Origin of the sequence: Streptomyces sp. SID486, assembly GCF_009865385.1 — a bacterium.
In the GTDB taxonomy this organism is placed as follows: domain Bacteria; phylum Actinomycetota; class Actinomycetes; order Streptomycetales; family Streptomycetaceae; genus Streptomyces.
This window is the reverse complement of the sequence record NZ_WWJT01000051.1, coordinates 1-12,686: the sequence shown is the minus strand read 5'-3', so window position 1 is coordinate 12,686 and position 12,686 is coordinate 1. Positions and strand designations below refer to the sequence as shown.

The window sequence follows — 12,686 nt, the reverse complement described above, 5'->3', positions numbered from 1 at the left end:
GGGTTTCTTTCTTGCCTAGCGGGTGCGTCCCGGCGGGCTGCTACGAGCGGGTGCGTCCCGACGTCACCCGGTACACGTCGTACACGCCCTCCACGCCCCGCACGGCCTTCAGGACGTGGCCGAGGTGCTTGGGGTCGCCCATCTCGAAGGTGAAGCGCGAGGTGGCCACCCGGTCGCGTGAGGTCTGGACGGCCGCCGAGAGGATGTTGACGTGCTGGTCGGACAGGACGCGCGTGACGTCCGAGAGGAGCCGGGAGCGGTCCAGGGCCTCCACCTGGATGGCGACCAGGAAGACCGAGGACTGGGTGGGCGCCCACTCCACGTCGAGGATGCGTTCCGGCTCGCGGGACAGTGAGTCGACGTTGACGCAGTCGCTGCGGTGAACCGATACGCCACTGCCGCGCGTGACGAACCCGATGATGGGGTCGCCGGGCACCGGGGTGCAGCAGCGGGCCAGCTTGACCCACACGTCGTCGACGCCCTTGACGACGACTCCGGGGTCGGCGCTGGAGCGCCGCTTGCGGCTGCGGGTGCGGGACGGCGGGACGGTCTCGTCGATCTCCTCGCTCGCGGCCTCCTCGCCGCCGAGGGCCTGGACGAGCTTCTGCACGATGTTCTGCGCCGAGACATGGCCCTCGCCGATCGCCGCGTACAGCGCGGAGATGTCCGAGTAGCGCATCTCGTGGGCGAGCGTGACGAGCGAGTCGCCGGTGAGGATCCGCTGGATCGGCAGGTTCTGCTTGCGCATGGCGCGGACGATGGCGTCCTTGCCGTGCTCGATCGCCTCGTCCCGGCGCTCCTTGGAGAACCAGGCCCGGATCTTGTTGCGCGCCCGCGGTGACTTGACGAAGCCGAGCCAGTCCCGGGAGGGTCCGGCCCCGGCGGCCTTGGAGGTGAAGACCTCGACCAGGTCGCCGTTGTCCAGGGTCGACTCGAGCGGTACGAGGCGGCCGTTGACGCGGGCTCCTATGGTGCGGTGGCCCACCTCGGTGTGCACCGCGTACGAGAAGTCCACCGGTGTGGCGCCCGCGGGCAGCGCTATCACGTCGCCCTTCGGCGTGAAGACGAAGACCTCGTTGCGCGACAGGTCGAAGCGCAGTGACTCCAGGAACTCGCCGGGGTCCTCGGTCTCCTTCTGCCAGTCGAGGAGCTGGCGCAGCCACGCCATGTCGTTGAGGTGGTCGTCCTTGCCGGTGCTCTTCGGCGCGTCCGAGCGCACCTTGGAGGCGCCGGCGACCGCCTCCTGCTTGTACTTCCAGTGCGCGGCGATGCCGTACTCGGCGCGGCGGTGCATGTCGAAGGTGCGGATCTGCAGCTCGACCGGCTTGCCGTTGGGGCCGATGACCGTCGTGTGCAGCGACTGGTACATGTTGAACTTGGGCATCGCGATGTAGTCCTTGAACCGGCCGGGGACCGGGTTCCATCGCGCGTGCACGGTGCCGAGGGCGGCGTAGCAGTCGCGGACCGTGTCGACGAGGACGCGGATGCCCACCAGGTCGTAGATCTCCGCGAAGTCACGGCCGCGGACGATCATCTTCTGGTAGACGCTGTAGTAGTGCTTCGGGCGGCCCGTGACGGTCGCCTTGATGCGGGCGGCGCGCAGGTCGGCCTGGACCTCGTCGGTCACTATGGCCAGGTACTCGTCGCGCTTGGGCGCCCGCTCGGCCACCAGCCGTACGATCTCGTCGTACATCTTGGGGTAGAGGATCGCGAAGGCGAGGTCCTCCAGCTCCCACTTGATGGTGTTCATGCCGAGGCGGTGGGCGAGCGGAGCGTAGATCTCCAGCGTCTCGCGCGCCTTCTTCTCCTGCTTCTCGCGCTTGAGATAGCGCATGGTGCGCATGTTGTGCAGGCGGTCGGCGAGCTTGATGACCAGGACGCGGGGGTCCTTCGCCATGGCGACGACCATCTTGCGCACGGTCTCGGCCTGCGCGGCCTCGCCGAACTTGACCTTGTCGAGCTTGGTCACGCCGTCGACGAGCAGGGCGACGACGTCGCCGAAGTCCCGGCGCAGGTCCTCCAGGCCATACTCGGTGTCCTCGACCGTGTCGTGCAGCAGGCCGGCCATCAGCGTGGCCGGGTCCATGCCCAGCTCGGCGAGGATGGTGGTGACGGCGAGCGGGTGCGTGATGTACGGGTCGCCGCTCTTGCGCTTCTGGCCGCGGTGCCAGCGCTCGGCGACCTGGTAGGCGCGCTCGATCTGGCGCAGCGTGGAGTTCTCGATCTTGGGGTCGTTGCTGCGCACTATCCGCAGCAGCGGTTCCAGGACCGGGTTGTACGGGTTCGCGCGCTGGACGCCGAGGCGGGCGAGGCGGGCCCGGACGCGGTTGGAGGAGCCGGTGCGGGCCGGCTGCGCGGCCGGCTGGCGCACCACCGGGGGCTGCGCGGGGCGCTCGGGCGAGGAGGATCCCGCCCGGGCGGAGTCCAGCGTGGAGGACGGCTTGGGGCGCGAGGACTCGGCGCTCTTCTCGACGGGCGCCGACTGGGCGTGCTCGACCGCCCCGCGGGTGTCGTTCTTCACGTGGGAAGCGTTCGGCGCGGGTTTCGCCGCGGCGGCCGAGGCGGGCTCGGGCTTGGCGGCGGTCAGTGGCTGGGCCTCGTCTGGCAAGAGGACTCCTCCGTGCACGATCCGGGTCCCCCGGTCAGGCTCCGGAGACCCCATGGTAGCGATCCTGCGCCCGGTCATCGCCTTCAGGCGCCTGTGAGGACCGTCTACCCCTGCAACGCGTGCGGCGCTCGCGGGATTCCTGGGGGTGTCGGCGGGGGGGTTCTCCCGGTGTGCGGTGCGTGACCGGAGGGCGACGGCCGCCCCGGGCCACCACCGGGACGCGGTGCGGGACCGCGTACGGCGACGGCCGCCCAGGGTGTCCCCGGGGCGGCCGTCGCCGTACCGCGTCGTCAGACCTGGAGGAGCGCCTCCAGGGGAGCCCCGTCCAGGGCCTGTCCCAGGCGCGTCCGGCCGCCCAGGAATCCCAGCTCCATCAGGACCGCGAGGCCGCAGACCTCGGCGCCCGCGCGCTGGATGAGCTTGATCGCGGCCTCGGCGGTGCCGCCGGTGGCCAGGACGTCGTCGACGATCAGCACGCGGTCGCCCGCGGCCAGGTCCTCGGCGTGCACCTCGATCTCCGCCGAGCCGTACTCCAGGTCGTACGCCTGGCGCAGGGTGGCTCCGGGCAGCTTGCCCGCCTTGCGGACCGGGATGAAGCCGAGGCCGGCCCGGACGGCGACCGGGGCACCCAGGATGAAGCCCCGGGCCTCCAGGCCGACGACCTTGGTGGCGCCGGTGTCGGCGGCGATCCCGGCGAGCGCGTCGGTCAGCGCGGTGAAGGCGTCCGGGTCGGCCAGCAGCGGGGTGATGTCCTTGAACATCACTCCCGGCTCCGGGTAGTCGGCGACGTCGCGGATGCGGCTGCGCAGCAGGGCCGGGATGTCGGTGAGCTCGGTCATCGGCGCTTCCCCGAGGGTCGGCCGCGGCCCCGGCCGCGGGACGCGGGCTGGTTGCGCGGGCCCACGACGGCCGGGGCGGCGTCGTCGGCGTCGTCATCCGCGGTGGCGCGGTCCCCGACGAGGCCCTCGTCGGGGCCGGCCTGGGCACGCTTGGCCAGGACCCGCTTCTTCAGTGCCCTCATCGCCGGCTCGCGTTCCTTGAGGTCGGCGACGAGCGGGGTGGCGATGAAGATCGACGAGTAGGCACCGGCCGCGAGGCCGACGAACAGCGACAGCGAGATGTCGTTGAGCGTGCCCGCGCCGAGGAAGCCGCCGCCGATGAACAGCAGACCGGCGACCGGCAGCAGGGCGACGACCGTGGTGTTGATGGAGCGGACCAGGGTGCCGTTGATCGACCGGTTGGCGATGTCGCTGTAGGTGAAGCGGGTCTGCTTGGTGATGTCCTTCGTCTGCTCCTTGAGGCTGTCGAAGACGACGACCGTGTCGTAGAGCGAGTAACCGAGGATGGTCAGCAGACCGATGACCGTGCCGGGCGTGACCTCGAAGCCGACCAGGGCGTAGATGCCGGTCGTGATGGTGATGTCGTGGATCAGCGCGACGAGCGCCGCGACGGCCATGCGCCACTCGAAGGCGATCGCCAGGTAGATCACCACGAGGACCATGAAGATCGCCAGGCCCTGCCAGGCCTTGCTGGCGATCTGCTCGCCCCAGCTCGGGCCGACCAGGTCGGCGGCGAGCTTCTCGGGGTCGAGGTTCAGGTCCTTGGCCAGCTCCTGCTTGATCTTGTCGGACTGGTTGGTGTCGATGCCGGCGATCTGGATGCGCAGGCTGCCGTTGCCGAGCTTCTGGACGACCGCCTGGTGGCCGGAGGCCGCGTCGGCGTACTCCTCCGCCTTGGCCACCGACGTGCTCATCTTCGTGGGCGTCGTGAAGACCGCGCCGCCCTGGAACTCGATGCCCATGTTCAGGCCGCGCACCGCCAGGCCGAGGATGGCCGTGATGGTGATCAGGATCGAGACGCCGTACCAGATCTTGCGCTTGCCGACGAAGTCGTAGGAGATCTCGCCGCGGTGCAGTCGAGCGCCGAGGTTGCCGAGTTTCGACATCGCTCACGCCTCCTTGGGGTCGACGGGGCCGGCGGCGGGTCCGGCGGGACGGCGGGTGCGGCGCAGCGGCGGCTTGGCGCCGAGGCTCTTCGGGTCGAGTCCGGACCACTTGTGGCCGTCGGCGAAGAACCTGCGGCGAGCGAGCAGTGTCATCAGCGGCTTGGTGAAGAAGAAGACGACGACCACGTCGAGCACGGTGGTCAGGCCCAGCGTGAACGCGAAGCCCTGCACCTTGCCGACGGTGACGATGAACAGCACGGCGGCGGCGAGGAACGACACGAAGTCGGAGACCAGGATGGTGCGCCGGGCGCGCGGCCAGGCCCGCTCCACGGCGGGGCGCAGGGAGCGGCCCTCGCGGATCTCGTCGCGGATGCGTTCGAAGTACACGATGAACGAGTCCGCGGTGATACCGATGGCGACGATGGCACCGCAGACGGCCGGCAGGTTCAGCGCGAAGCCGATGGCCGGGCCGAGCAGGGCCATGATCACGTAGGTGAGGATCGCGGAGACCACGAGGGAGGCCATGGCGACGAGCGACAGGCCGCGGTAGTAGACCACCAGGTAGATCACGACCAGCGCCAGGCCGATCGCGCCGGCGAGCAGGCCGGCGTGCAGCTGCTCACCGCCGAGCGCGGCGGTGACGGTGGTGACGGACTGCTCCTGGAAGGAGAGCGGCAGGGCGCCGTACGACAGCATGTTGGCGAGGTTCTGCGCCTCTTCCTGCTTGAAGCTGCCGGAGATCTCGGCCTGGCCGCCGGTGATGGCCGTCCGCACGAAGGGGCTGGAGACGACCTGGCCGTCGAGGACGATGCCGAACTCGTTCTGCGGCTGCTGGTTCTTGGCCAGCTCGCCGGTGATGTCGGCGAACTTCTTGGCGCCCTTGGAGGTGAAGGTCATCTGGACCTGCCAGCCGGAGGCGCCCTGGGTGTCGAAGACCGCCTGGGCCTTCTTCACCTCGGTGCCGTCCACGCCGGCCGGACCCAGCAGGTACTTGTACCAGGCGCCGTCGTTCTCGCCGCAGGCCACGGTCGACCGGCCGGGCTCGGCGTTCTTGCCGGCGGACGCGCGGTCGGTCGGCTTGGTGCAGTCGAGGGCGGCGTACTGCGCCTGGAGCTTGGCGGCCGTGTCCGAGCCGCTGCCGGAGGAGGCCGACGGGCTGGCCGACGGCTTGCCGCTGCCGGAGGCGGAGCCGCTCGGCGAGGGAGTGGAGCCGGCCTTCAGCGCGTCGGTGACGGCGCGGCCCTGGGAGGTGGCCGTGGCCGACGGGGAGGAGGAGCCGGGCGAGGAAGCCTTCTCCTTCGAGGAGGCGCTCGACGACGGGCTCGCGCCGGGCTTCGGCGAGGAGCTGCCGCCGGAGGACGCGCTCGGCGAGGGGCTCTTGCCGGCCGGGCCGCTGGGCTCGCTGGCCAGGACCGGCCGGAAGTACAGCTTGGCGGTGGTGCCGACCTGTTCCTGGGCCTCCTTGGAGTTGGTGCCCTTGGGGATGTTGACGATGATGTTGTCGTTCCCCTGGGTCTGCACCTCCGCCTCGGAGACGCCCAGACCGTTGACACGGCGGTTCATGATGTCGACCGCGGTGTCCATGTTGGCCTTGTTGATCGCGGACCCCTGGTCGGCCTTCGCCTTGAGCGTGATGCTCGTACCACCGGCGAGGTCGATGCCGAGACGCGGAGTCTTGTGCCCGGAGGCGAACATCCCTCCGGTCAGCGCCACGATGGCGATCAGGATGAGGGCCAGCGAGCGCCCTGGCTTGCTCTGGGCGCTCGCACTTCGGCCCCTCTTAGGTGCTGCCACCTTCTCGTACTCCCTCTCGGGCCGCCCCGCGCCCGGTCGGCGCGGTCGGCCATGACATGGTGTCGGGCTCCCGTACGGGAAACAGACGCGCCCGGGGTGCGCGGGGCGCCGTCATGCCGCCGTCGCGCGTCCCGGGGGGTGACTACTTCGTGTCGGAGTCGCCGTCGGTCTTCCTGGACTCGTCCTCCGCCTTGGCCTCGGCCGCGTCGGCCTTGTCCTCGGCGGCCTGGATCGCGTCCGCGCCGCGCTCGGCGGAGTCCTTCTTACCGAGGTCGATCTTGTCATCGGCGGCGGCGGCAGCGGCGGCGGAACCGTCGGACTCGTCGGACTCGGCGAGGGAGGAGGCGTCGTCCGGGACGAGGCCGGCGTCGGACTTCAGGTCGTGCTCGATGCCGTGGACGATGCGGTTGTACTCGTCGTCGGTGAGGACGGCGCCGATGGCGTTCTTGGCGAAGAGGAGGTCGACGCCCGGGCCGGCGTCGAGGAGGACGGTGTCCTCGTTGACCTCCTTGACCGTCGCGTACATCCCCCCGATGGTGCGGACACCGGAGCCGGGCTGCATCTCGTTCCGCATGTTGGCGGCCTGCTGCTGCTTCTTCTTGGCCGAGCGCGTCATCAGGAACATGGCCGCGATGAGCACGATGAACGGGAGAAGGGTATAGGCATTCACGGGACGGAATTTCCTTCGCGCGACCGCGCGGGTGAGCGGCCTTTGGATGGGGGTGTGGTCGGCGCCGCCCACAAGGGCGGCATCGGCGGAGTCTAAGCGAGTCCGCTCGCATGGAACAACGCTCAGCATGGCACCTGGGTTCCTGCCGGGCCACCGCCCTCGCCGCGCGGCGGCCCTCACGCCCCGAACAGGTCCTGTTGTCCGTTTCTGCCGGTTCCCCCGGGGCCCGCCGCCGGCCCCGGCGGGGTCAGTCCGAGGTGCGCCCAGGCGGCCGGGGTGGCGACCCGGCCGCGCGGGGTGCGGGCGAGCAGTCCCTCCCGGACCAGGAACGGTTCGGCGACCTCCTCGACGGTCTCCCGCTCCTCCCCCACGGCGACGGCGAGGGTGGACAGTCCCACCGGTCCGCCGCCGAAGAGCTTCAGCAGGGCCTGCAGCACCGCCCGGTCGAGCCGGTCGAGACCGCGCGCGTCGACCTCGTAGACGGCGAGGGCGGCGGCGGCGATGTCGCGGGTGATCAGTCCGTCGGCCTTGACCTGCGCGTAGTCGCGGACACGGCGGAGCAGCCGGTTGGCGATGCGGGGCGTGCCGCGGGAGCGGCCGGCGATCTCGACGGCGCCCTCCGGATCGATCCCGACGTCGAGCAGGCCGGCCGAGCGGTGGACGACGCGTTCCAGCTCGTGCGGCTCGTAGAACTCCATGTGCGCGGTGAAGCCGAAGCGGTCGCGCAGCGGCGGCGGCAGCAGGCCCGCGCGCGTGGTGGCGCCGACCAGGGTGAACGGCGGCAGCTCCAGCGGGATCGCGGTGGCTCCGGGGCCCTTGCCGACGATGACGTCGACGCGGAAGTCCTCCATCGCCATGTACAGCATCTCCTCGGCGGGCCGCGACATCCGGTGGATCTCGTCGAGGAAGAGCACCTCGCCCTCCTGGAGGGAGGAGAGGATCGCGGCGAGGTCGCCGGCGTGCTGGATGGCGGGGCCGGAGGTGATGCGGATGGGAGCGCCCATCTCGGCCGCGATGATCATGGACAGGGTGGTCTTGCCGAGGCCGGGCGCACCGGAGAGCAGCACGTGGTCGGCGGTGGCGCCGCGCGCGCGTGCGGCGCGCAGGACCAGGTCGAGCTGCTCGCGGACCTTCTCCTGGCCGATGAACTCGCCGAGGTCCTTGGGGCGCAGGGCGGCCTCGACGGCCTGGTCCTCCCCGTCGGCGACATTGCCCACCAGCCGCTCCGCGGCGGGGCCCGGCCCCTCGGCGGCGGCGCTGTCGGTGGTGTCGTCCCAGTTCATGTGTGTGCCTTACGACGGGGTGGGTCAGCGGGCTCGGTTCAGGGTCTGCAGGGCGGCCTTCAGCAGCCGGCCCACCTGGGGCGTGCCGCCTTCGGCCTCGGCCTGGGGCGCCACGGCGGTGACCGCCTCGTCGGCCTCGCGGGTGGCGTAGCCGAGGCCGATCAGGGCCGCGTGCAGCTGGTCGCGCCAGCCCTGGCTGACGGGGGCGCCGACGGCCGCGGCGCCGACGGGCTCGCCGAGCCGGTCCTTCAGCTCCAGCAGCAGTTTCTGGGCGCCCTTCTTGCCGATGCCGGGGACGGCGGTGAGGGCCTTCTCGTCACCGGTGGCGACCGCGCGGCGCAGCGCGTCCGGGGTGTGCACGGCGAGCATGGCCTGGGCGAGGCGCGGGCCGACACCGCTCGCGGTCTGCAGCAGTTCGAAGACCTGGCGCTCGTCGTCGTCGGCGAAGCCGTACAGGGTGAGGGAGTCCTCCCGGACGACGAGGGAGGTGTGCAGTTTGGCGGGCCGCCCCGTCCGCAGCGTGGACAGCGTGTTCGGGGTGCACTGGACGGCCATGCCGACGCCGCCGACCTCGACGACCGCCGTGTCGGGGGCGAGCGCGGCGACCGTGCCGCTGACGAAGGCGATCATGCCGTACGGCCTTTCGTTGCGTTCGTTGCGTGCAGGGCCTGCCGGGCGACGGCCTGCTGGAGCCGGTTCTGGGCGGGGGCCCGCCAGATGTGGCAGATGGCGAGGGCGAGGGCGTCGGCGGCGTCGGCCGGTCTGGGCGGCGCGGCGAGCCGCAGCAGGCGGGTGACCATGGCGCCCACCTGTGCCTTGTCGGCGCGCCCGCTGCCGGTGACGGCGGCCTTGACCTCGCTGGGGGTGTGCAGGGCGACCGGGATGCCGCGACGGGCGGCGCACAGCATCGCCACGGCGCTGGCCTGGGCGGTGCCCATGACCGTGCGCACGTTGTGCTGGCTGAACACGCGCTCCACGGCGACGTACTCGGGCCGGTGTTCGTCGAGCCACTGCTCGATGCCCTGCTCGACGGCGAGGAGGCGGTGGCTGAGTTCCGCGTCGGCGGGGGTCCGGACGACCCCGACGCCGATCATGGTGAGCGGGCGGCCCGCGACCCCCTCGACCACGCCGACACCACACCGTGTCAGCCCGGGGTCCACCCCGAGTACGCGCACGCGCGCCCCCTCCCTTCGACGGCCCGACGGCTCGATCGCCAGTTTGAGCAGGCTATCGGCTGCCACTGACAACGCCGTACAACGCGACGGGCCGACGGGTGTGTCCCGTCGGCCCGGTCGGCCAGCCGTCCGCGTTACGCGTCGACCTTCTCCATGACCTCGTCGCTCACGTCGAAGTTGGCGAAGACGTTCTGCACGTCGTCGCTGTCCTCCAGCGCGTCGATGAGCTTGAAGATCTTCCTGGCGCCCTCCTCGTCCAGCTCGACCTGCATGGTCGGGACGAAGTTGGCCTCGGCGGAGTCGTAGTCGATGCCGGCGTCCTGCAGGGCGGTGCGGACCGCGACCAGGTCGGTGGCCTCGCTGAGCACCTCGAAGGACTCGCCGAGGTCGTTGACCTCCTCGGCACCGGCGTCGAGGACGGCGCCGAGCACGTCGTCCTCGCTCAGCTCGCCCTTGGGGACGATGACGACGCCCTTGCGGTTGAACAGGTACGACACGGAGCCGGGGTCGGCCATGGAGCCGCCGTTGCGCGTCATGGCCACGCGGACGTCGGAGGCGGCGCGGTTGCGGTTGTCGGTGAGGCACTCGATGAGCACCGCGACACCGTTCGGGCCGTAACCCTCGTACATGATCGTCTCGTAGTCGGCGCCACCGGCCTCGAGACCACCGCCGCGCTTGATCGCGGAGTCGATGTTCTTGTTCGGCACCGACTGCTTCTTGGCCTTCTGGACGGCGTCGTAGAGCGTCGGGTTGCCGTCGAGGTCCACGCCGCCCATCCGCGCCGCGACCTCGATGTTCTTGATCAGCTTCGCGAAGAGCTTGCCGCGCTTGGCGTCGATCACGGCCTTCTTGTGCTTCGTCGTGGCCCATTTAGAGTGGCCGGACATCTGCCTGTCTCCTTCGCGTAACCCATCTCTATACGAACGCCAGAGATCCTACTAGGACTCGGTCGTCCGGTTCGCGCGCACCATGTCGACGAACAGGGAGTGCACGCGGTGGTCGCCGGTCAGTTCCGGGTGGAACGACGTGGCGAGCACGTTGCCCTGGCGGACGGCGACGATGTGGCCCTCGTGCTCGGCGAGGACCTCGGCACGGGCACCCACGGACTCGACCCAGGGCGCGCGGATGAAGACGCCCTCCACGGGATCGCCCGCGACGCCCCGCACGTCGACCGCGGCCTCGAAGGACTCGTTCTGCCGGCCGAAGGCGTTGCGGCGCACGATCATGTCGATGCCGCCGATGGTCTCCTGGCCCGAGCGCGGGTCGAGGATCTTGTCGGCGAGCATGATCATGCCGGCGCAGGTGCCGTAGACGGGCAGGCCGTCCCGCACGCGCGCGCGGAGGGGTTCCATCACGCCGAAGAGCACGGCCAGTTTGGAGATGGTGGTGGACTCGCCGCCGGGCAGGACGAGGCCGTCCACCTCGGCGAGTTCCTCGGGGCGCCGCACCGGCCTGGCCACGGCGTCGGCCGCGGCCAGGGCGATGAGGTGCTCCCGTACGTCGCCCTGGAGGGCCAGGACGCCTATGACGGGTGCGTCGGTCATGTGAGTGCGGTTCCTCGGTGCTTACCAGCCGCGGTTCGCGTAGCGCTCGGTCTCGGGGAGGGTGTCGCAGTTGATGCCGACCATGGCCTCGCCGAGGTTGCGCGACGCGTCCGCGATGATCTTCGGGTCGTCGTAGAAGGTGGTGGCCTTCACGATGGCGGCGGCGCGCTTGGCCGGGTCGCCGGACTTGAAGATGCCGGAGCCGACGAACACGCCCTCGGCACCGAGCTGGCGCATCAGAGCGGCGTCGGCCGGGGTGGCCACGCCGCCGGCGGAGAAGAGCACCACCGGGAGCTTGCCCAGCTCGGCGACCTCCTTGACCAGCTCGTACGGGGCGCGCAGCTCCTTGGCGGCGGCGTACAGCTCGTGGTTGTCGAAGCCGCGCAGGCGGGCGATCTCGTTCTTGATCTGGCGCAGGTGGCGCACGGCCTCGACGACGTTGCCGGTGCCGGCCTCGCCCTTGGAGCGGATCATCGCGGCGCCCTCGGCGATGCGGCGCAGGGCCTCGCCCAGGTTGGTCGCACCGCACACGAAGGGGGTCGTGAAGGACCACTTGTCGGAGTGGTTGACCTCGTCGGCCGGGGTCAGCACCTCGGACTCGTCGATGTAGTCGACGCCGAGGGACTGCAGCACCTGGGCCTCGACGAAGTGGCCGATGCGGGACTTGGCCATGACGGGGATCGAGACGGCGTCGATGATGCCTTCGATCATGTCCGGGTCGGACATGCGGGCCACGCCGCCGTCCTTGCGGATGTCGGCCGGGACCCGCTCAAGGGCCATGACGGCGACGGCGCCCGCGTCCTCGGCGATCTTCGCCTGCTCCGGCGTGACGACGTCCATGATCACGCCGCCCTTGAGCTGCTCGGCCATGCCGCGCTTCACACGGGCGGTGCCGGTCTCGGGAGCCTGGTTGTCGATGGTGGACACGGATGACCTCGCTGAAGTGAAAGAGGGTTGCTGCACCGACGAGGAAACGCGAGTGGACCAGGCCACAGCAAGGGCCAATGGCAAGCCGGTGGATCCTTTTCGTCCACCGGGGGTTCAGCAGGCCCGTTCGACCAGGGCCGCGGGCGGCTCGTCGTCCATCTCGACGGCCAGCGGGAAGGGGGCGTGGCCGGCCAGCCGGAACCAGCGGACCTTGCGGTGTTCGCGGAGCCTGCGGGCGGCCCCCACGGCGTCGTTGTGGAAGCGGCGGGCCATCGGCACCCGGCGCACGGCCTCGGCGAGCTCGCGGGCCGCCTCCTCACCGCCGGGGGCCTCGCGCACGGCCTCCACCTGCGCGGCTTCCCCGAAGACCGCCCGCAGCGCCTGGCTCAGCTCGCTCTCGGCGACCTCGCGGTGCTCCTCCTCGGCCTGCCGGGCGGCGTGCGCGGCCTCGTACAGCACGATCGAGGCGGCCGGGTCCAGCACGCCCGAGGTCGCCAGCTCCTGCGCCACGGAGGCGCGCCGCAGCAGTTGGGCGTCGAGCGCGGCGCGGGCGGCGTCCATCCGCACGTGCAGCCGGTCCAGCCGGCCGGCGGTCCAGCTGAGGTACACGCCGACGGCGAGGAGCGCGACGAGGATCCAGACGAGGGTTGCGGTCACGGCCGAAAGGCTATCGGCTGCCGGGTGCCGCCCCCGTGCCCAGGAGGCGTGACGGGCTCAGTCCCGGGCCAGTCCGAACCGGG

The 12,686-nt window shown here is 71.0% G+C and carries 12 protein-coding genes; all 12 read right to left on the bottom strand.

Annotation, left to right across the window (positions count from 1 at the left end; genetic code table 11):
* Positions 1-40: 40 nt before the first annotated feature.
* The 12 genes from GT045_RS02580 to GT045_RS02520 all read right to left on the bottom strand — a co-directional run bounded on the left by GT045_RS02580 (position 41) and on the right by GT045_RS02520 (position 12,603).
* A complete protein-coding gene (locus GT045_RS02580) occupies positions 41-2,608 on the bottom strand; it encodes a bifunctional (p)ppGpp synthetase/guanosine-3',5'-bis(diphosphate) 3'-pyrophosphohydrolase (protein WP_161298528.1) in 2,568 nt (855 codons plus the stop codon).
* Positions 2,609-2,898: 290 nt separating this feature from the next.
* Positions 2,899-3,447, bottom strand: a complete 549-nt coding sequence (locus GT045_RS02570; RefSeq protein ID WP_161333158.1) for an adenine phosphoribosyltransferase — start codon at positions 3,445-3,447, stop codon at positions 2,899-2,901.
* Positions 3,444-4,553, bottom strand: a complete 1,110-nt coding sequence (gene secF, locus GT045_RS02565; protein ID WP_161333157.1) for a protein translocase subunit SecF — start codon at positions 4,551-4,553, stop codon at positions 3,444-3,446. The genes GT045_RS02570 and secF overlap by 4 nt, the downstream gene beginning before the upstream one ends.
* A gap of 3 nt (positions 4,554-4,556) precedes the next feature.
* The gene (secD, locus tag GT045_RS02560) at positions 4,557-6,347 is read right to left on the bottom strand and encodes a protein translocase subunit SecD (RefSeq protein ID WP_345942528.1); all 1,791 of its coding nucleotides are present in this window, start codon (positions 6,345-6,347) and stop codon (positions 4,557-4,559) included.
* A gap of 142 nt (positions 6,348-6,489) precedes the next feature.
* Positions 6,490-7,017, bottom strand: coding sequence for a preprotein translocase subunit YajC (gene yajC, locus GT045_RS02555; protein WP_161333156.1), 528 nt, complete (start codon positions 7,015-7,017; stop codon positions 6,490-6,492).
* A gap of 176 nt (positions 7,018-7,193) precedes the next feature.
* Complete coding sequence (gene ruvB, locus GT045_RS02550; RefSeq protein ID WP_161333155.1) at positions 7,194-8,300, bottom strand: Holliday junction branch migration DNA helicase RuvB; 1,107 nt, start codon at positions 8,298-8,300, stop codon at positions 7,194-7,196.
* A 24-nt stretch (positions 8,301-8,324) separates the two neighbouring features.
* Entirely contained in the window at positions 8,325-8,930 is a 606-nt protein-coding gene (ruvA, locus tag GT045_RS02545; RefSeq protein WP_161298533.1) for a Holliday junction branch migration protein RuvA, read from the bottom strand.
* A complete protein-coding gene (gene ruvC / locus GT045_RS02540; protein ID WP_161298534.1) occupies positions 8,927-9,475 on the bottom strand; it encodes a crossover junction endodeoxyribonuclease RuvC in 549 nt (182 codons plus the stop codon). The genes ruvA and ruvC overlap by 4 nt, the downstream gene beginning before the upstream one ends.
* A gap of 134 nt (positions 9,476-9,609) precedes the next feature.
* The gene (locus GT045_RS02535; RefSeq protein WP_161298535.1) at positions 9,610-10,362 is read right to left on the bottom strand and encodes a YebC/PmpR family DNA-binding transcriptional regulator; all 753 of its coding nucleotides are present in this window, start codon (positions 10,360-10,362) and stop codon (positions 9,610-9,612) included.
* A gap of 51 nt (positions 10,363-10,413) precedes the next feature.
* Entirely contained in the window at positions 10,414-11,019 is a 606-nt protein-coding gene (pdxT, locus tag GT045_RS02530) for a pyridoxal 5'-phosphate synthase glutaminase subunit PdxT (protein ID WP_161298536.1), read from the bottom strand.
* Between the two features lie 21 nt (positions 11,020-11,040).
* Complete coding sequence (pdxS, locus tag GT045_RS02525) at positions 11,041-11,946, bottom strand: pyridoxal 5'-phosphate synthase lyase subunit PdxS (RefSeq protein WP_053661824.1); 906 nt, start codon at positions 11,944-11,946, stop codon at positions 11,041-11,043.
* Between the two features lie 114 nt (positions 11,947-12,060).
* Positions 12,061-12,603, bottom strand: a complete 543-nt coding sequence (locus GT045_RS02520; protein ID WP_161298537.1) for a hypothetical protein — start codon at positions 12,601-12,603, stop codon at positions 12,061-12,063.
* Positions 12,604-12,686: the final 83 nt, after the last annotated feature.

Excerpts from the sequence above, each read along its gene's own strand:
- GT045_RS02570 (WP_161333158.1), bottom strand. The coding sequence starts at position 3,447 with ATGACCGAGCTCACCGACATCCCGGCCCTGCTGCGCAGCCGCATCCGC.
- secF (WP_161333157.1), bottom strand. The coding sequence starts at position 4,553 with ATGTCGAAACTCGGCAACCTCGGCGCTCGACTGCACCGCGGCGAGATC.
- ruvB (WP_161333155.1), bottom strand. The coding sequence starts at position 8,300 with ATGAACTGGGACGACACCACCGACAGCGCCGCCGCCGAGGGGCCGGGC.
- ruvA (WP_161298533.1), bottom strand. The coding sequence starts at position 8,930 with ATGATCGCCTTCGTCAGCGGCACGGTCGCCGCGCTCGCCCCCGACACG.
- GT045_RS02535 (WP_161298535.1), bottom strand. The coding sequence starts at position 10,362 with ATGTCCGGCCACTCTAAATGGGCCACGACGAAGCACAAGAAGGCCGTG.
- pdxT (WP_161298536.1), bottom strand. The coding sequence starts at position 11,019 with ATGACCGACGCACCCGTCATAGGCGTCCTGGCCCTCCAGGGCGACGTA.